This window comes from Streptococcus parasanguinis CC87K, assembly GCF_000507765.1.
Lineage (GTDB): Bacteria > Bacillota > Bacilli > Lactobacillales > Streptococcaceae > Streptococcus > Streptococcus parasanguinis_J.
In genome coordinates this window covers 1,150,599-1,169,637 of record NZ_KI669401.1, presented here as the reverse complement: position 1 = coordinate 1,169,637, position 19,039 = coordinate 1,150,599, and the positions used below count along the sequence as shown (strand labels likewise).

At 43.8% G+C, this 19,039-nt stretch carries 19 protein-coding genes; 12 read left to right on the top strand and 7 right to left on the bottom strand.

The features are described from left to right. Positions 1 to 64: 64 nt before the first annotated feature. Genes HMPREF1195_RS05695 through HMPREF1195_RS05685 form a run of 3 tightly spaced genes read right to left on the bottom strand, consistent with a single transcriptional unit; the run spans position 65 to position 2,394 of the window. Positions 65 to 472: a hypothetical protein gene (locus HMPREF1195_RS05695; RefSeq protein ID WP_037599496.1), complete on the bottom strand. Its 408-nt coding sequence runs from the start codon at positions 470 to 472 to the stop codon at positions 65 to 67. Further along, positions 453 to 1,355: a phosphodiester glycosidase family protein gene (locus HMPREF1195_RS05690; protein ID WP_021153798.1), complete on the bottom strand. Its 903-nt coding sequence runs from the start codon at positions 1,353 to 1,355 to the stop codon at positions 453 to 455. Before HMPREF1195_RS05690 ends, HMPREF1195_RS05695 begins: the two co-directional genes overlap by 20 nt. Then, positions 1,342 to 2,394 (bottom strand): bifunctional glycosyltransferase family 2/GtrA family protein, encoded by a 1,053-nt coding sequence (locus HMPREF1195_RS05685; RefSeq protein WP_023919019.1) that lies wholly within the window; start codon positions 2,392 to 2,394, stop codon positions 1,342 to 1,344. The genes HMPREF1195_RS05690 and HMPREF1195_RS05685 overlap by 14 nt, the downstream gene beginning before the upstream one ends. Positions 2,395 to 2,697: 303 nt before the next feature. Here HMPREF1195_RS05685 and rpsF point away from each other — a divergent pair, with 303 nt between their 5' ends. From rpsF to HMPREF1195_RS05665, 4 genes are all read left to right on the top strand, one after another. Beyond that, positions 2,698 to 2,988, top strand: a complete 291-nt coding sequence (gene rpsF / locus HMPREF1195_RS05680; protein ID WP_003005040.1) for a 30S ribosomal protein S6 — start codon at positions 2,698 to 2,700, stop codon at positions 2,986 to 2,988. Positions 2,989 to 3,008: 20 nt separating this feature from the next. Next, positions 3,009 to 3,506 carry a single-stranded DNA-binding protein gene (locus HMPREF1195_RS05675; protein WP_003008622.1) on the top strand — a complete coding sequence of 166 codons (498 nt, stop codon included), beginning with the start codon at positions 3,009 to 3,011 and terminating at the stop codon, positions 3,504 to 3,506. A gap of 41 nt (positions 3,507 to 3,547) precedes the next feature. Then, a complete protein-coding gene (rpsR, locus tag HMPREF1195_RS05670; RefSeq protein ID WP_000068664.1) occupies positions 3,548 to 3,787 on the top strand; it encodes a 30S ribosomal protein S18 in 240 nt (79 codons plus the stop codon). 256 nt (positions 3,788 to 4,043) lie between these two features. Continuing rightward, positions 4,044 to 4,565: a GNAT family N-acetyltransferase gene (locus HMPREF1195_RS05665; protein ID WP_023919016.1), complete on the top strand. Its 522-nt coding sequence runs from the start codon at positions 4,044 to 4,046 to the stop codon at positions 4,563 to 4,565. Between the two features lie 34 nt (positions 4,566 to 4,599). On the opposite strand, the gene HMPREF1195_RS05660 is transcribed toward HMPREF1195_RS05665, so the two are convergent. After that, the gene (locus HMPREF1195_RS05660) at positions 4,600 to 5,277 is read right to left on the bottom strand and encodes a DUF1129 domain-containing protein (protein ID WP_003008618.1); all 678 of its coding nucleotides are present in this window, start codon (positions 5,275 to 5,277) and stop codon (positions 4,600 to 4,602) included. Between the two features lie 27 nt (positions 5,278 to 5,304). Further along, a complete protein-coding gene (locus HMPREF1195_RS05655; protein ID WP_003005422.1) occupies positions 5,305 to 6,249 on the bottom strand; it encodes a magnesium transporter CorA family protein in 945 nt (314 codons plus the stop codon). A gap of 121 nt (positions 6,250 to 6,370) precedes the next feature. Here HMPREF1195_RS05655 and uvrA point away from each other — a divergent pair, with 121 nt between their 5' ends. The 7 genes from uvrA to nusB all read left to right on the top strand — a co-directional run bounded on the left by uvrA (position 6,371) and on the right by nusB (position 13,976). Continuing rightward, positions 6,371 to 9,196 (top strand): excinuclease ABC subunit UvrA, encoded by a 2,826-nt coding sequence (uvrA, locus tag HMPREF1195_RS05650; protein WP_023919014.1) that lies wholly within the window; start codon positions 6,371 to 6,373, stop codon positions 9,194 to 9,196. Continuing rightward, entirely contained in the window at positions 9,193 to 10,260 is a 1,068-nt protein-coding gene (locus HMPREF1195_RS05645; protein WP_023919013.1) for a M24 family metallopeptidase, read from the top strand. Before uvrA ends, HMPREF1195_RS05645 begins: the two co-directional genes overlap by 4 nt. Before the next feature lie 56 nt (positions 10,261 to 10,316). Further along, a complete protein-coding gene (locus tag HMPREF1195_RS05640) occupies positions 10,317 to 11,285 on the top strand; it encodes a TIM44-like domain-containing protein (RefSeq protein ID WP_023919011.1) in 969 nt (322 codons plus the stop codon). An 8-nt stretch (positions 11,286 to 11,293) separates the two neighbouring features. Then, on the top strand, positions 11,294 to 12,400 hold the full coding sequence (locus tag HMPREF1195_RS05635; RefSeq protein ID WP_023919009.1) for an SPFH domain-containing protein: 1,107 nt from the start codon (positions 11,294 to 11,296) through the stop codon (positions 12,398 to 12,400). Between the two features lie 165 nt (positions 12,401 to 12,565). Further along, positions 12,566 to 13,126, top strand: a complete 561-nt coding sequence (gene efp, locus HMPREF1195_RS05630; RefSeq protein ID WP_023919007.1) for an elongation factor P — start codon at positions 12,566 to 12,568, stop codon at positions 13,124 to 13,126. Between the two features lie 36 nt (positions 13,127 to 13,162). After that, on the top strand, positions 13,163 to 13,552 hold the full coding sequence (locus tag HMPREF1195_RS05625; RefSeq protein ID WP_003005404.1) for an Asp23/Gls24 family envelope stress response protein: 390 nt from the start codon (positions 13,163 to 13,165) through the stop codon (positions 13,550 to 13,552). Next, a complete protein-coding gene (gene nusB, locus HMPREF1195_RS05620) occupies positions 13,545 to 13,976 on the top strand; it encodes a transcription antitermination factor NusB (RefSeq protein ID WP_023919004.1) in 432 nt (143 codons plus the stop codon). Before HMPREF1195_RS05625 ends, nusB begins: the two co-directional genes overlap by 8 nt. A 222-nt stretch (positions 13,977 to 14,198) precedes the next feature. Here the strand turns inward: nusB and HMPREF1195_RS05615 are convergent, their stop codons facing one another. Further along, positions 14,199 to 15,164 carry a LacI family DNA-binding transcriptional regulator gene (locus tag HMPREF1195_RS05615; protein WP_023919002.1) on the bottom strand — a complete coding sequence of 322 codons (966 nt, stop codon included), beginning with the start codon at positions 15,162 to 15,164 and terminating at the stop codon, positions 14,199 to 14,201. Then, the gene (locus HMPREF1195_RS05610; protein WP_023919001.1) at positions 15,145 to 16,599 is read right to left on the bottom strand and encodes a sucrose-6-phosphate hydrolase; all 1,455 of its coding nucleotides are present in this window, start codon (positions 16,597 to 16,599) and stop codon (positions 15,145 to 15,147) included. The genes HMPREF1195_RS05615 and HMPREF1195_RS05610 overlap by 20 nt, the downstream gene beginning before the upstream one ends. Before the next feature lie 375 nt (positions 16,600 to 16,974). Here HMPREF1195_RS05610 and HMPREF1195_RS05605 point away from each other — a divergent pair, with 375 nt between their 5' ends. Beyond that, positions 16,975 to 18,918, top strand: a complete 1,944-nt coding sequence (locus tag HMPREF1195_RS05605; protein ID WP_023918999.1) for a sucrose-specific PTS transporter subunit IIBC — start codon at positions 16,975 to 16,977, stop codon at positions 18,916 to 18,918. Positions 18,919 to 19,039: the final 121 nt, after the last annotated feature.

Here is a 19,039-nt window from a genome sequence, read left to right as displayed (position 1 = left end):
CGTTCATCCGTTAACTTACCCCAAAAAACGTCCGTTCTTTTAAGAAACGGACGTTTTTGATGTCTTAGGCTGTTTTCTCCACCCAGACATTGCGGACAAAGAAGAGGCTGATCAGAGCTAGTGCTAGAAAGGCAACTCCAAGGTAATAATAGGGTTGATCCATTGTGGTAGATCGACCAGAGAGGTTGACAATCCCTCGGTAGAGGGCTCCGGCTGTTAGGGTAGCCACTCCTGAATTCCAAAGATTGAGACTCAGTCGAGAGAAGCCTTTCACCATCAACTGTAGAGCCACTAGTAGGGCGCCACCGATCAAAGGAATCAAGAAGAGGTAGTGCATGAAGGCAGAGGTTTCGCCAAAACTAAAGTGTTCATAGATGCGACTTCCGACAAAGAAGAAAGCTGAAATCAGAGTGTACCAGAGAATCGTTTTTTTCAACCGTTGTTTGATAGGATTAGTAACCGATGTAGACAATGTCACTCACCGCCCTTTCTGAGATAGTACCATTTGTTGTTGGTTTATTAATAACTTGGCCATTGAAGTAAAGTGTAGAAGATCCACCCCCATCCAGGTTGTAAGCTGTTTTAACGCCATAAGACTTCATCACTTCGGCTAATTGGTAGAGAGATAGCCCTTCACTTTCTGAAGTCCGTCCATCTGACACGACGATAATGTAGTGGTTTTCATCGATGATTCCAATCGCTGTCCGTGGATTAGACGCCATAGATTGCCCGACCTCTGAGTTGGTATCGACGGTAATTTCTCCATTTTCAACTAAGGAAGGACCGAAAGCGAGGAGATTGACGACCCCGTCTTTGACCAATTGATCCGCTGAGATCTCATCTTCATAGATAATTTTGAAGGATCCATCCTTGTAAATGGCTAGGTCACCATTGCTTGAATCTTCCCGAACGGTATCACGGTAGACCACTCCATTTCGGATGACGTATCCTGTACTGTTAGCCCCGTAATAGTCACCATTCACTGCTAGAATGGCACTGTTGTTGGCAGCTGTGACAGAGGTCTTAGCCGTCACGTTGGTTCCGTAAGTATTTTGTGCAAAGGCTGTTTTGAGGTAGTCAGATGAGCTGACTGTGATATCTGCAATGTAAACCTGGGTATTTTCAACCGTTTTTTCTGTTAGGCTTACCTGGATATTGTCATCTGAATAGCTAGTATCAGTCGTTGTAGCCGATGCAGCTGCTTTTTTGGCTGCCTTGGTGTCCGTAGTCGTAGCTTTTACGGTTTGGATGGCATCGGATAAGACAAAGGTCTTGAGCATAGAGTAGCTAAAACTGCTGGTCAAAAGAAGGCCAAAGCAGGCAGCATAGGTGTAGGATTTTTTAAAGAATTTCATGGTGGGTAGCAGTCCTTTCTTTGAAGATCACTTTTTTCTGGATCACCCATGAGACCAGAAAGAGGAGGAAGCCGACGACAATCTTACTGATCAGGAGATTGAGCCCGAAAGCAGTATAGAAGAGTCGAATCAAGAGCGTATCGAGAATAAAGAGGCCAAGAGCTAGACCAAAGTAGCCACTTCCAGTTTTAGCGACACTGTCTTTATTCTTAAAGACCAGGTGCTTATTGGTTGAGTAGTTAAAGATGGAACTCGTCACACGAGCGATCCCATTGGCTAGGAGAATACGTAGACTAATGGGCACGGCCATCATCACGAAAAGGAAGAAGGCGTAGACCAGATAGTCAACGATAAAACTACTCAGAGAGGAGAGGGCAAACTTGAACATGTCCTTGTAGATCATGAGGCCATCTCGAATAGGTCGGAAGTGGGAGCCTTCGTTGTCATTGATGTAGACCGTCTCGATGGGAACTTCCACGATGGGGAAGGACTTGCTTGCTGCGAGGAGAACATTCATTTCATATTCATAACGCTGACCGTCAACCTCAAGCATGAAATGCAAGAGATTCGTAGTGAAAGCCCGTAAGCCCGTTTGGGTATCGCTGACCGCCACCCCTGTTTGTTGCTTAAACAAGAAACGAGTCAATTTATTTCCGAAAGCAGAACGCAAAGGAACTTTTCCAGAGAAGGCGCGTGCTCCTAGAATAAGTGTTCCAGGATGCTCTTGAGATTGGTTAACAACCCTGAAAATATCCCAAATTTTGTGCTGACCGTCTGCATCAGCTGTAACAATGCTTCCATAGGTGCCTCTTTCTAGGATGTAGGCATAAGCAGTCTTGAGTGCTTGTCCTTTTCCTTGGTTGTGCTCATGAGTCAGAACTGTCGCAAGACCCTCTAATTTGTCAAAGATCACTTTCTTGTCAGCGTCACTCCCATCGTCGATGACGATGATGTGGAGATCGCTCTTAGCGTGAACCAAGCGAACCAGTTTGACAAGATTCAGATCCGGTTGATAGGCGGGGATGATAAGATAATTCATAATCGTTCCTCGTTTCTTGAGATTTGTTGTAGCTAGTATAAAGACTCAAGCTTAAAGCTAACTGATATCAGTTTTCTTTAAGGAAAGGAGAGGAAGAGTGGGAATAGTTTCTTCTATAAAATGTCATTTTTTAGGACATTTCTTTCTTTTTTCTCGAAGGGGACGTCCAGAATCATTTTTTAAATCCTAAAGATAATTCTTGCCTTTGTTCGCAAAGTCTGGTATAATAGTTTCTTGTGAGTAAACCTCACTTACCCCTTGCAAAGACAGGGGGTCATTAGTCCAAAAGGAGGAACATTATCAATGGCTAAATACGAAATTCTTTATATTATTCGTCCAAACATTGAAGAAGAAGCTAAAAACGCTTTGGTAGCACGTTTCGATTCTATCTTGACTGACAACGGTGCAACTGTTGTTGAATCAAAAGATTGGGAAAAACGTCGTCTTGCATACGAAATCCAAGATTTCCGTGAAGGACTTTACCACATCGTAAACGTTGAAGCGAACGACGCTGTAGCTCTTAACGAGTTCGACCGTCTTTCAAAAATCAACGGTGACATTCTTCGTCACATGATCGTAAAAGTTGACGCGTAAGAAATCATCCGAGGTGACTTATGATTAACAATGTTGTACTTGTCGGTCGTATGACCCGTGATGCTGAACTTCGCTACACTCCAAGCAATCAAGCAGTTGCTACTTTCAGCCTAGCTGTCAACCGCAACTTCAAGAGTCAAAATGGAGAGCGCGAAGCCGATTTCATCAACTGTGTGATCTGGCGTCAGCAAGCAGAAAACTTAGCCAACTGGGCTAAGAAAGGTGCTTTGATTGGGATTACCGGTCGCATTCAAACACGTAATTACGAAAACCAGCAAGGTCAACGTGTTTATGTCACTGAAGTCGTAGCAGACAGCTTCCAACTATTGGAAAGCCGTGCAGCACGCGAAGGGCATGCAGGTGGTGGCTATTCATCAGGCAACGGTGGTTTTGCTGGAAATGCAACCCCAAGCTTTGGTGGATCTGAACCAAGCAATGCAGCGCCAAACTTTGGTCGTGAAGAAAATCCATTTGGAGCGAATCCAATGGATATCTCAGACGACGATCTTCCATTTTAAGAATGGGTTTAACGAATTAAAACTATAAAGGAGAATTAAACATGGCTCAACAACGTCGTGGCGGATTCAAACGCCGTAAAAAAGTTGATTACATCGCAGCAAACAAAATCGAATATGTCGATTACAAAGATACTGAGCTTCTTAGCCGTTTCGTTTCAGAACGTGGGAAAATCCTTCCTCGTCGTGTAACTGGAACTTCAGCGAAGAACCAACGTAAAGTAACAACAGCTATCAAACGCGCTCGCGTAATGGCTTTGATGCCTTTCGTAAACGAAGATTAAAAAAAGACCCGTTAGGGTCTTTTTTTCATGAGCTTGAAGACAAGAGAGCGAATTAAGACCCTAACGGATCTTTTTTCACGAGCCTAGAAATGTAAGAGCGAGTTGAGGTCCAGTGGACCTCTTTTTCAGACCCTTTTGGATCTTTTTTGCGAGCATAGAAATATGATAGTGAGTTAGGTCCGTGTGAAGCTCTTTGACCTTTCCCAAGCTCTAATTATGCTATAATGATGGGGAGAAAGGTATCAAGGAGCGCAACATGAAGGAAGGTGTAATCATCAGGAGGATGATAAAGGCAGATATTGAGCACATCTCTCAAGCCTTTATCCACCAAGGGTGGCCAGGTAGAGAGGATATCTTGACTAGCTATTTTCAAGAGCAGGAGAATAGAGAGAGGGACGTATTAGTAGCTGAGTCGGATGGATTTGTGGCAGGCTATATCACTATATTGCCTGCTGCCAAGCACGGCCCTTTCGTGGGAGTCTATCCTGAACTATCTGATTTTAATGTTTTTGAACCATTTAGAAATCGAGGGATTGGGAATCAACTCTTAGAGGAGGCAGAAAAAAGAGTCCGGCTACTATCAGAGATTGTTACTTTAGGGGTTGGTTTACACTCGGGTTATGGCCCAGCTCAAAGACTGTATGTCAAACGGGGCTATATCCCAGATGGATCTGGGGTTTGGTTTAGTGATCACCCCTTAGCCCCTTACAGTTCTTGTGAAAACAATGATGACTTAGTCCTCTATTTTTCAAAAAGATTGAACAGGGAAATACAGTAAAACAAAAACGGATGAAAACTTCATCCGTTTCTTTTTAGCGACGAGTTGCGGGTGCTGTGCTCGAACTTTTAATATTAAAGCGTTTCTTGAGGTAGAAGCGAAGGACAAGTGCTAAAGCTCCTAAAACGATGGCAAGGACATCTGGAATAGTTGGGTTGAGAACCTGTGGGAGTAGGGAAGTAAAGGACAAGACAATGACCCAAAGGAACATGACTCCAACAAGAATCGGCATGGATTTCCAAAGAGAGGGACGCTCGCTGCGATCTTTGGTGCCATCCATATACTGATAGAAGAAGTAGTACATGAGATACAAGAGCAGGGCCCCTGTCAAACTTCCAAGAATCAAGGTGATCAACCCATAGCCAGTACGACGCGGTGCGACCAAGTTCATAAAGGCGCTAATCGCAGCAAAAACACCAAAGATAAAGAGGAAGGAATCCAAAATCATGAGAGAGGGAGCATCGTTTAATTTCGGATGCTCTTTTTCATAGCGTTCTTTCTCGCTGAAAGAATTCGCCCATACAGTTGGAGCTCCAAAAAGGGTCCGTGCCGGAATTCCTTTTCCTTGGTTTTCATGGATAGCTGGAAGAATTTCTTGGATGAGGCTTTCTGCTTCTTCCTCTGTCTTTCCGTTTTCAAGCAATTGGTGTTTGGCGATCCGGATAAATTCTTGATTTTTCTTACTAAGTTGATGAAGGTCGGTTTGAGACATAGTTACTCCTTTGATGTACAAGTTTGGTTAGAACCATTTTTTATGGATGAGGTAGACGACGAGAGACCCGGTCAGGGCAAAGGCGATGAAAATAATCAGCCAGAAGGCATGGGGTTCGCCATTGAGCGGAAGCTCATTGTCCTTGAAGTTCATCCCGTAGGCCGAAAAGATCATGGTCGGAATGGACATGACAATGGTAACGAGGGCCAGGGTCTTCATGATGTTGTTCTGGTTGTTGGAGATGATCGATGCGAAGGTGTCGGTCATGGAGTGCAGGATATTTCCATAAATATCTGCCATCTCGATGGCCTGCTGGGTTTCGATCAGGGTATCTTCCAACAGATCTTCGTCTTCTAGGTATTTCTTGATGTTACTAGTAGCACTGGTCAATTTCTTGATCACGCGCTCATTGGTTTTCAGAGAGGCCTTAAAGTAGACGATGGTTTTTTCCAACTCCATCAACTCAATCAGCTCTTCATTACGCGTTGATTTGTGCAATTGGCTTTCAATCTGCTCGCTTTTGCGATCCAAGGTACGAAGCGCTGACAAGTAGAGTTCAGCGTTGCGATAGAGGATCTGAAAGATAAAGCGCGACCGCATAAAGGTATAGAAATTCCGCAAGCGTCGGTTGATAAAGATATCGAGAAGTGGCAATTTCTCCAAGCAAGTCGTGATAATAGCCTCTTCTGTCAGGATAATCCCTAGCGGAATGGTCACGTAGTAGGTCTGATTGTTCCGCTCTTCCTTGATGGGAACGTCGACGATGATCAAGGTATATTCATCTTCGATGGTCATACGGGACATTTCTTCCGCATCGAGTGGTGCCCGTAAGTCGGCAATATCGATATTAAAAGCAGAGGCGATTTCCATCGATTCACTTTGAGAAGGGTTAACAAGGTTGATCCAGCTACCGGGTTCCAGCGTCTCTATTTCCTTAAATTCAGTCGTTGTCGATAAAAAGACCTGTTTCATGGTGCCTCCCCTTGTTTTTTTACACCTTAACATTATATCAGAAAAAGGACGGTTTTGGATAAAAGAATACTAAAAAATTTGTTATAATGGAGGTTAACAAAAAGGTGATTAGAGTAAGAACATGCAAGATAAAATTGTCATTCATGGGGCACGCGCCCATAATTTAAAAAATATAGATGTAGAAATTCCACGGGACAAATTAGTCGTGGTGACGGGTTTGTCTGGATCTGGAAAGTCCAGTCTGGCCTTTGATACCCTCTATGCAGAAGGCCAGCGCCGCTACGTGGAGAGCTTATCGGCCTATGCCCGGCAGTTCTTGGGAAATATGGAAAAACCAGATGTGGACTCCATTGACGGCTTGAGTCCAGCCATTTCCATCGACCAAAAAACGACCAGTAAAAACCCCCGTTCTACAGTGGGGACGGCAACAGAGATCAATGACTACCTGCGCTTGCTCTATGCGCGTGTAGGGACGCCTTATTGTATCAATGGGCATGGAGCGATTACAGCTTCTTCAGTTGAGCAAATTGTCGATCAAGTCTTGGAATTACCAGAGCGCCAACGCCTGCAAATTCTAGCCCCCATTATTCGCAAGAAAAAAGGCCAGCACAAGAATATCATTGAAAAGGTGCAAAAAGACGGCTATGTCCGGGTGAGGGTCGATGGTGAGATCTATGATGTGACAGAGGTTCCAGAACTGTCTAAAAGCAAGCAGCACACGATTGAAGTAGTAGTGGACCGAATCGTGATCAAAGAGGGCATCCGCTCGCGGCTCTTTGATTCGATTGAAGCAGCTCTTCGGATTGCGGATGGTTATGTGGTGATTGATACCATGGATGGCAAGGAATTGCTCTTTTCTGAGCATTATGCTTGTCCAGTCTGTGGCTTTACCGTTCCTGAATTAGAGCCCCGCCTCTTTTCTTTCAATGCGCCTTTCGGATCTTGTCCAGATTGTGATGGGCTGGGGATTAAGCTAGAGGTGGACTTGGATTTGGTGGTGCCAGATGATCGCTTAACCCTTCGCGAAGGAGCACTCGCTCCTTGGAATCCGATCTCTTCCAACTACTATCCACAGATGTTGGAGCAGGCCATGATCCATTTTGGCGTTGATATGGACCGACCTTTTTCCGATCTTTCTCAAGAAGAAAAGGACTTGGTCCTCTATGGTTCAAACGGGAAGGAATTCCACTTCCACTATGAAAATGAGTTTGGTGGAGTTCGGGATATCGAAATTCCTTTTGAAGGGGTCGTAAACAACATTCACCGTCGTTTCCGTGAGACCAATAGTGATTTCACCCGTAATCAAATGCGCTCTTATATGAACGAATTGACCTGTGCGACCTGCCATGGCTACCGCCTCAATGACCAGGCTCTTTCTGTTCGTGTCGGCGGGGAGAAGGGGATGCATATCGGGGAAGTGTCAGATCTATCGATTGCGGACCACTTAAAAGCCGTAGATCAGTTGATCTTAACAGACAATGAAGCTACGATTGCAAGACCGATCCTAAAAGAGATCAAGGATCGCTTGACCTTCTTAAACAATGTGGGGCTCAATTACTTGACCTTGTCACGATCTGCTGGGACCTTATCAGGTGGAGAAAGCCAGCGCATTCGCTTGGCAACCCAGATCGGTTCCAACCTCTCTGGTGTCCTTTACATCTTGGATGAGCCGTCTATCGGCCTCCACCAAAGGGACAATGACCGCCTGATCGCCAGTCTCAAGAAGATGCGCGATTTAGGCAACACCTTGATCGTCGTCGAACATGATGAAGATACCATGAGAGAGGCAGACTACCTGATCGACGTCGGCCCAGGTGCCGGTGTCTTTGGGGGAGAGATCGTTGCAGCAGGAACTCCAAAGCAGGTAGCACGCAACAGCAAATCCATCACTGGCCAGTATTTGTCCGGCAAGCGCAAGATTCCGGTTCCGACAGAGCGCCGTTCGGGGAATGGTCGTTCTATTGAAATAACAGGGGCCAGTGAGAACAACTTACAAGACATCACAGCACGCTTTCCTCTGGGCAAATTCATCGCAGTCACTGGAGTTTCCGGTTCTGGAAAATCGACCTTGATCAATGGCATCTTGAAAAAAGCCATCGCTCAAAAACTCAACCGCAATTCGGAAAAACCAGGGAAATACAAGACGATTCAGGGGATTGAGCATATCGATCGCTTGATCGACATTGATCAAAGCCCGATTGGTCGGACTCCTCGTTCCAATCCAGCGACCTATACAGGCGTCTTCGATGACATTCGCGATCTCTTTGCTCAGACCAATGAAGCCAAAATTCGGGGCTATAAAAAAGGCCGCTTTAGTTTCAATGTCAAGGGCGGGCGTTGTGAAGCCTGCTCAGGAGATGGGATCATCAAGATTGAAATGCACTTCTTGCCAGATGTCTTCGTTCCTTGTGAAGTTTGCCATGGACGTCGTTACAATAGTGAGACCCTTGAAGTCCACTACAAGGAAAAAAATATTGCAGAAGTGCTGGATATGACGGTCAACAAGGCAGTTGAATTCTTCAAGCACATTCCAAAAATTGAACGCAAACTCAAGACCATCCAAGATGTGGGCTTGGGCTATGTAACACTAGGCCAACCAGCGACTACTCTTTCAGGTGGGGAGGCGCAACGGATGAAGTTGGCTTCTGAATTGCACAAGCGCTCTACAGGAAAATCCTTCTATATCTTGGATGAACCAACGACTGGACTCCATACCGAAGACATTTCTCGCTTGATCAAAGTCTTAGAGCGATTTGTAGATGATGGCAATACGGTCCTTGTGATTGAGCACAATTTGGATGTCATTAAGACAGCAGATCATATCATCGATTTAGGGCCCGAAGGCGGTGTCGGTGGTGGAACCATTATTGCGACCGGAACACCAGAAGAAGTAGCAGCAAATCCTGCTAGCTACACAGGACAATATTTGAAAGGAAAATTACAATGAATCAACGGATCAGCAACTTAAGAAACAAAATGAAAGCCCAAAACCTCAAAGCGGTATTGATTAACAATTTGAAAAATGTTTATTATTTGACCAATTTCTGGGGTTCAAACGGGACCGCTTTGGTGACAGAAGAACGCGTGGTACTCTTTACAGATTCGCGCTACACCATCCATGCCCATGCGACTTGTTTCCCCTTTGTAGAGATTGTGGAAACCCGCGATGAGTTGACTGCAGCGGCAGAGGTCGTTAAGGACCTTGAAATCAAAGAACTTGGTTTTGAGGACGAAGTGACGGTAGCCTACCATGCCCGCATGGCTTCTGTTTTCAGTGGCATCAGCCTTCAATCCCTAGCGAACTTTGTGATGGAATTGCGCTTGATTAAAGATGAAACTGAGATTGCGGCCATTAAAAAAGCTTGTAGCATCTCTGACCAAGCCTTCCATGATATTTTGGATTATATCAAGGTAGGGAAAACGACAGAGTTGGAAGCAGCGATTTTCCTCGACTTTAGAATGCGGGAGTTGGGAGCTTCTGGTGTATCTTTTGATATTATCTCAGCAGCAGGTGAACGCTCTGCCATGCCACACGCAACTCCAAGTGATCGGGTGATTTCAGCAGGAGATGCCTTGACCCTTGATTTTGGTTGCTTGTATGACCACTATGTCAGCGATATGACACGGACCATCTATGCTGGACATGTCAGCGACAAGGAAAGAGAAATTTATGAAACCGTTTTGAAAGCCAATCAAGCCTTGATTGCTGCTGCAAAAGATGGACTTGGCTTCCGTGATTTTGATAAAATCCCACGTGATGTGATCGAAGCAGCCGGCTATGGCCAATACTTTACTCATGGAATCGGTCATGGAATTGGGCTTGATATCCATGAAGAACCCTACTTCAGCCAAATGTCTAAAGAAGCCATTCAAGCAGGGATGGTCTTGACAGATGAACCAGGGATTTACATTGAAGGTCTCTCTGGTGTGCGGATCGAAGATGATCTCTTGATCACAGAAACAGGCTGTGAAGTCTTGACACTTGCACCTAAAGAATTGATTGTCCTATAAAATAGACAGTATTTTCTTAACCCCTGTGTAACCAACAAAGATAAGAAATGAGGCCTATGAAAAAACGAATTTTAGTATTGGGAATTCTTCTAGTAGCCCTTCTATTTGCATTTGCTCCTTCTGCTCATGCTGGTGTCGGCAATACGCATAGTGGTGGCAGTAGCACTATTCATTCTGGCGGTGGTGGTGGTAGCAGCTGGTCTGGTGGCGGAAGTAGCTGGTCTGGTGGTAGCAGCTGGTCTGGTGGATCCAGTAGCTACAGTTCTAGTTCTGGATCAGACTCTGGTGGGGCGGTAGCAGTTGTCGCCATCATTGGATTGATTGGATTTGTCTATAATATTGCAAAAGAGGCTAATGAGAGTGATGATTCGTCCTATTCAAATAGTGGTCCAAAACGGACAACCGAAGAACGGGCGGGTCGACCAATTGAAAACAACTATGAAGCGATTCGTCGTATCCGTAAACTGGATCCAATGTTTGATGAAGACCGCTTCTTGTCGCAAGTCAAGCTGGTTTATCTTCAATTGCAGTCTGCCTGGACAGAAAAAGATTGGAATTCCGTACGGAACTTAGAAAGTACCAGTCTTTATGAGCAACACTTGACGCAGTTGCAAGAGCATATTCGTGCCAAAACAACCAATGTTCTTGAGCGCGTGTGTGTGGAAGATTCGAAGATCAAAGACTTTATCGAAAATCCAGAAGGCAATGACCGCATTGAAGTTATTCTGTCTTCGACGATGAGAGATTACATCCGAAATGATGAATCGGGTCGTGTGATCGAAGGAGATCCGACCAAAGATCTCTTTACGGTATACCGCATGGTCTTCCTCCGTGAACATGGAGCTCAGACAGAGATTATTAAGAATTCAGAAGTTGTTAGTGATCATTGTCCGAACTGTGGTGCGCCATTGACGATCGATTCAATCGACAAGTGTGAATATTGCCAAGCGTCCTTGAAGCACAATCCAAAAGATTGGGTCTTGGATGTCTACGAAGTCGTGGATGAAATTGAATTCTACAGATAGGAGAATGTATGGGATTTATTAAAGCAGCCCTTTCAGCGGGCATTTCAAGTTTTCAAGATAGTAAATTTAAGGAAGCCATTACATTGCCAGAAGCTGTTCCGGCAACAGCTTTGGCCATTAAGGGACAGCTCTTGACCAAAGATCCAGATGGACGCTCTCGTCAGAGCAACCAAAATACGGGGCTATTGACAGATGGATCTGTCGTCATTGTTCCTCAAGGCTATGTTGCTCTCTTGGTCAATAATGGAACTTTTCTAGGAGACCTTCTAGAAGCAGGTAGCCACGAATGGCAAGCTGGTGAAAATGCCTGGTTGTTTGAAAAGGGTGGCGTTAAAGGGACTTGGGACCAGTTCAAGAATCGCTTCTCATTTGGTGGCCAAGTGGTCACCCAACAAGAAATTATTTTTGTGCGGATGCAACCTTTTACAGGAAATAAATTTGGCACTCAAAATCCAGTCGAGTACTTTAGCGACCGTTACCAACAACTTCTTAGCATTCGTTTTTATGGTCTTTATGATGTTAAAGTGGTAGATCCTGTACTCTTTTACATCAGTGCAGTCAGTCGTCAAATCACTGCAGATAAGCCATTTACCTTGGAAGATGTGGCTCAGGGAACCTTGCGCCAAAATCTAGCACCAAAAATTGCAGTGGCCATTTCAAAATATACGGCTGAAAATAAGGCAGACATCTACAATATCAATGCGGACCAAGATGTCTTCAATGAAGTTGCAAAACGCGAAGTCAACAAAACGTGGACAGAATTATATGGTATCGAATTAACCAATGTCCTCATCGAAGATTTGAGCTACGATGCAGACAGTATGGCCAAGGTCAATAAACTGGACAGTGAATTGGCAGCGATGAAGTACAATACCATTGAAATCGAAGAGCGTCGTGCTCGCAATGAAGCCTTGGTCGCAGCTGCTAAAAATGAAGGTGGCAATGGCATGAACATGATTATGGGGATGAACTTGGGTCAAGCCCTTGGCAATGACCTTCAAAAACAAGCCTCTCCAGCGCAAGACAAGCCTCATACCTTCTACATTGAAGTAGATGGAAAATATGTCCATGTCACCAAAGATGCCGATGGCAATATTGTGCCCTTGGACCAATAAGGAATAGTGAAGATGGAGTTGGAGATACAGAGATTCTAAGGACTCGTTCCTGTAATCTCTCTCCGCCTTCTAGCCTTCCTAAAAAGAGAAAATTGCTGTTTGAGAAAAATCAAATAGTGTGTTACAATAAAGAGTAATCTATTTTTTAAAAAGAGGTAATAAAACATGATTGAAGCAAGTAAGTTGAAAGCTGGTATGACCTTTGAAACAGCTGATGGAAAATTGATCCGCGTTTTGGAAGCTAGCCACCACAAACCAGGTAAAGGAAACACCATCATGCGTATGAAATTGCGTGATGTCCGTACTGGTTCAACTTTTGATACAAGCTACCGTCCAGAAGAAAAATTTGAGCAAGCTATTATTGAAACTGTTCCAGCTCAATACTTGTACAAAATGGATGATACAGCTTACTTCATGAACACAGAAACATATGACCAATATGAAATTCCAGTTGTGAACGTAGAACAAGAATTGCTTTACATCCTTGAAAACTCAGAAGTAAAAATTCAATTCTACGGAAGCGAAGTCATCGGTGTAACAGTTCCTACAACTGTTGAATTGACTGTTGCAGAAACTCAACCATCTATCAAAGGTGCTACTGTGACAGGTTCTGGTAAACCAGCTACAATGGAAACTGGCCTTGTGGTAAACGTTCCAGACTTCATCGAAGCAGGACAAAAATTGATTATCAATACAGCTGAAGGAACTTACGTTTCTCGTGCATAAGAGACATCTCAGGGTGTCAAATAGAAAGGAACTTCTATGGCAACTGAACAATTTGGTGACATCGTTATTGCACCACGTGTATTAGAAAAAATTATTGCGATTGCGACAGCAAAAGTAGAGGGTGTCTATTCGCTTGAAAACAAGAGTGTTTCAGATAGCTTGTCCAAACGCTCACTTGGACGTGGCGTCTACCTTCATACAGAAGAAGATGGTCAAGTTTCAGTAGACATCTATCTTTATTTGGAGTACGGAGTCGCTGTACCATCTGTCGCTGTAGCCATTCAAAAAGCGGTTAAGTCTGCAGTTTATGATATGGCAGATGTAACCTTGGATGCTGTCAACATTCACGTTGTTGGTATCGCAACGGAAAAATCTCCAAAACCAGACTTGAAAGATTTGTTTAATGAGGACTTCCTCAATGACTGATGAAATTTTATTAGAATCACGTCGAGATTTGCGTGAGCGCGCCTTCCAAGCCTTGATGGCCTTGGAATACGATGGAAACATTGTTGAAGCTTGTCGCTTTGCTTATCTACATGACAAGGACCTAGCAGAAGACAAAGAAGTCGATCTTCCTGCCTTTCTCATGAATCTCGTGACGGGCGTCTACCAATCCAAAGATCAACTGGACCAGCAAATCGGTCAACATTTGAAAACCGGCTGGACTGTTGAGCGCTTGACCTTGGTAGAGAAAAACATCCTTCGTCTGGGAATTTACGAAATGACAGAGTTTGATACGCCACAGATCGTCGCAGTCAATGAAGCGGTGGAATTGGCCAAGGCTTTTTCGGATGAAACCTCTTCACGATTTGTCAACGGTGTCCTCAGTCAATTTGTGACAGAAGAATAAGTAAAAAGAGCCTACTGGCTCTTTTTTTGGTAAAAAAATATGAGAGTGGGACAGAAATCGGTAATTCGTTAGAATTCGATTTCGTCGTCCCACCTCCGCACAGTTGAGTAGGGCTGTAAAAGCTGATGAAATCAGCGTAGTAGAGCCCACTCAACCACTGCGTCTTGCTCGACAATCCAAAAATAATTGAGAGGCTAGGACTTTTGTCCCAGCATCGTTGTTTTAGACACTTTTTCCAGAGTGGAGACTAACGGGCAAGAAATAACCGGTAGTCGCTACTTTTTTTCCTTCGATCTTTTGGAGTAAAAGATCCACCATGAGGATAGCAATGTCTTCGAGGGGTTGTTGGATGGTTGTCAGTTCAGGTGTATAGGTCTCAATGAACTGGGTTCCATCATAACCAATCACTTTCAAAACCTGGGGAATCTGAATATCTAATTCTCTAGCGACTTTCATGATCAAGATCGCCGTCAAATCATCGGAGGCGAAAATGGCATCTGGTTTGTGGTGGGTTAAAATCTGTTTGATTTCCATTTCTTTGCGAATAGGGGAGAAATCACTGGAAACATTAATGATCATGGACTCAGGTAGAACCGATGCAAACCCCGCATGACGCAAGCCTGTTGGGGAGTTGGAGTTGTCATTCCCTGTGATCATGATAATCTTTCGGGCTCCGGTTTTTACTAAAGTTTCTGCTGCAAGCACCCCGCCAGCGTAGTTGTCTGAAGAGACAACCGGAATTTCTGGGGAGAGGTTGCGGTCAAAAGCAATGATAGGAGCAGTTACCCGGTTGTAATCTTCAATGCCCAAATTATGGCTTCCTGAAATGATGCCATCTACCTGGTTGGCCTCCAACATCTCAATATATTCGCGCTCTTTTTCGGAGTCGTGCTCACTATTGCAGATGATGGTTTTATAGCCGTGTTTGAAGAGTTGGTGCTCTAGTTTGTCGATTAATTCAGCATAGAAAACATTGCTGATGTTGGGAAAGATCAAGCCGACTAACTTGGCTGATTTTCCTTGGAGGCTACGAGCAACATTGTTAGGTTTATAGCCCAATTCTCGCATGGCTTCTTGGACTTTTTGGATCGTTTTTTCAGACAGGTATCCCTTTTTATTGATAACCCGTGAGACAGTAGTAGGGCTGACACCGGCGAGTTTAGCGACATCAGTTAGCTTTGCGACCATAATCAAGTTCGTAGTATGTTCCAGTAGGGGTTCCAGACTTGATCAAGATTCCATTTTGATCTGCATGTGGGTAGACCCGACCAGAAAATACTTTTTCTCCTTTATTGATAAAGATTTCAAAAATCGAATTGTCAATGAAAATATTAGCGGTTGTTGCTTGGTTAGCGATTGTGCAACTACGGCTCGTACCGAAGTCTTGGGCATATTGCTCACCAACCTGGCTTCGATCGACTGTGACCAATCCCTTAGAGAGATCGAATGAGAGAGCTAAGCCCTTTCCTTCTGCATCGGTAAAGAGGACGATTTCGTTTTGGCTATCTTTTTCAAACTGCAATTCCAATTCATAGCAGTTCTTGGTTTGAGCCTTGTTGGCAAATTCCTCACTCTCAGCTCGCAAGTCCTTGATGGCTTCAACTGGGTATTGGTAGAGCTTGCCATCTTTGATGGTTAATTCTTTGACTAGTGAGAGAGCTCCTTGGTAGTCATAGGAATCAGTTGGATAAGAAACGTCTGGAAGACCTAGCCAGCTAACAGCATAGGCACGTCCATCGGGAGCATTAAATCCTTGAGTCGCATAAGCTTCAAAACCATAGTCGAGATTATGCAATTCAGATACATCAACCATTTTGGCATTTTCTGGATCAAAGCTTGCCCCGATCTTGTACATATTTGGATAGATATTGTCATAATCGAGGACCGATTTATCTAAGCCTTGAGGGCAGTAGAGGAGAACGGGTTGGTCTCCAACAAAGACGAGGTTGGGACATTCCATCATATAAGCGGTCCGATCGTTTGCAAAATCCAAGTCACCGACTGGAACCCAGTTGGTATAGTCGTTATCTACAGCCTTATAGAGACGGATGAATCCTTTCTTCTCAAGGTCTTGACCACCAACGATAGCATAGTATTGACCCTTGAAATTAAAAATCTGTGGGTCGCGGAAGTGATCCGTAGAGTCAGCTGGTTGATCAATCAAAATTTTGTCAAATTTTTCAATCTTTCCATCTTTGTCCATCAAAGCACCGACTTGGTAAGGATGACGAACCCATTCTGCATCACGAACATTTCCGGTGTAGAATAAGAATAGTTTGTCACCAAACTGCATGGCTGATCCGGAATAAGCTCCATGGCTATCCAGATCTGTGTCTGGAAGAAGCGTTACACCGGTTTCTTTGAAATGAACCAAGTCTTCACTTTCTGTTTGTACCCATGATTTTAACCCATGGGCTGCACCAAATGGGAAATTTTGGTAAAACAAGATCCATTTTCCATCAAAGTAGGAAAAACCGTTAGGATCATTTAAGAGACCAGCTTTTGGCTCAACATGATAGTGTGTATGCCAAGGAGATTTGGCCATATGATCTTGGATGGCTTGCTTTTCTTCTTTTGTCCAGTCTTCGTAACGTCTGTAACGACGTTCAGTTGTCCATTCCATTTTATTCCTCCGAATTTTTTCTTACTTCCATAGTACCGATTTCCTATTAAAAATGCAAGCGATAAATGAAAAAAATGGCAAAAAATGTCAAACGCTTGACATCTATTTTGCGGCTCGAAGAAAAGAGGAGAAATTGAAAATCCATGAAAAAATGAAAGAAAATGAAAATAAAGAGTAGCTTTAAAGAGACAAACACAGTGCTCCAGGCCTCTATTGAAGTGAAAATAGTTTCATACTGTCAAAAGGTGTCAAAAAGTCCAAAAAAGTTTCAAAAAAATCCTGCAAAACGGTTGACATATTTTCAATACGTGGTACAATTAAAAACGTAGAGACGGGTGAACCGTTTACATTACAAAATATAAGGAGATTTACTTTATGGATTACAATAAAGTAGCCAAAGAGGTTATCGAAGCAGTCGGTAAAGATAACCTTGTTGCGGCAGCACACTGTGCGACACGTCTACGTTTGGTATTGAAAGACGATAGCAAAGTTGATCAAGCTGCACTTGATAACAATGCAGATGTCAAAGGAACCTTCAAATCAGATGGTCAATACCAAGTCATCATCGGACCTGGAGATGTAAACTTTGTTTATGAAGAGCTAATTAAAGCTACTGGTTTGAAAGAAGTATCAACAGACGATTTGAAACAAATCGCTGCAAAAGATAAGAAATTCAACCCATTGATGGCCTTGATTAAACTCTTGTCTGATATCTTCGTTCCAATCATCCCTGCCTTGGTTGCAGGTGGTCTCTTGATGGCCCTTCGGAACTTCTTGACTTCAGCTGGTTTGTTTGGACCTAAATCATTGGAAGAAATGTACCCAGCTATCAAGGGTCTTTCAGCTATGATCCAATTGATGTCAGCTGCACCATTTATGTTCTTGCCAATTTTGGTTGGTATTTCTGCAGCCAAACGTTTTGGAGCAAACATCTTCTTGGGTGCTGCGATCGGTATGATCATGACCACGCCAGATCTTGGTGGGGCTACTAAATTCTGGGATATCTTTGGCTACAATGTAGCACAAACAAACTATGCCTACCAAGTTATTCCTGTCTTAGCAGCGATCTGGATCTTGGCACATTTGGAAAAATTCTTCCACAAGAAATTGCCATCAGCTGTTGACTTTACCTTTACTCCATTGCTTTCTGTGATGATTACTGGTTTCCTTACCTTTACAGTGGTTGGTCCAGTGATGCTTTTGGTGTCAAACGGAATCACAGACGCTATTGTATGGTTGTATAACACAACAAGCTTTATCGGTATGACAGTCTTTGGTGGAACTTACTCATTGATCGTTATGACAGGTCTTCACCAATCATTCCCAGCCATTGAAACACAATTACTTTCAGCTTGGCAAAAAGGTGCGGGTCATGGAGATTTCATCTTCGTCGTTGCATCAATGGCCAACGTAGCCCAAGGTGCTGCAACTTTTGCCATCTTGTTCTTAACGAAGAGCGAAAAAACCAAAGGTCTTGCATCTTCTGCAGGTGTGTCAGCTCTTCTTGGTATTACAGAACCAGCCCTCTTCGGGGTTAACTTGAAATACAAATTCCCATTCTTCTGTGCCCTTATCGGTTCAGCTGTGGGTGCCCTCTTTGCGGGTCTTCTCCAAGTCGCTGCTGTTTCCCTTGGATCAGCAGGTTTCCTTGGATTCCTTTCAATCAATGCAACATCCATCCCATTCTACCTCTTGTGTGAAGTGATTGCCTTTGCGGTAGCCTTTGCATTGACTTACTTCTATGGTAAGACAAAAGCAGCAGCTGTGTTTGCGGCTGAAGGAAATGTAGCAGCAGCAGAAACTGCTGATAAAGCAGAAGCCAAAGAAGTAGCAGCTGCTTCTGAAGAAGTTGAAGCAACACTTGCGGATGAAGTGATTGTAACTCCTATCGTTGGTAGTACAGTAGCACTTGCTGATGTGAATGATCCTGTCTTCTCAAGTGGAGCGATGGGACAAGGAATTGCCATCAAACCAACTGAAGGCGTTGTCTATGCACCAGCTGATGCTGAAGTAACCATTGCTTTCGCAACTGGTCATGCTTACGGTTTGAAGACAGCTAATGGTGCTGAAATCTTGATCCACGTTGGTATTGATACGGTATCAATGAATGGTGAAGGATTTGATCAAAAAGTAGCTCAAGGCGATAAAGTCAAAGCTGGTGATGTCCTTGGTACATTTGATGCAGCGAAAATTGCCGCAGCTGGTCTGGAAGACACAACTATGGTGATCGTCACTAACACAGCTGACTTTGCTTCTGTCACACCTGTTGCAACTGGATCTGTTGCGAAGGGTGATGCGATCATCGAAGTCAAAGCTTAATCGAAACAATAAGTTCTCAAGGACTGGTCTATTATCTCCAGTCCTTGAATTTTATTTCTCAAAAAAAGGTGTGTTTTTTCTTTAGAGAAGAGAAAAAGATTGACTACAAAATATGCTATAA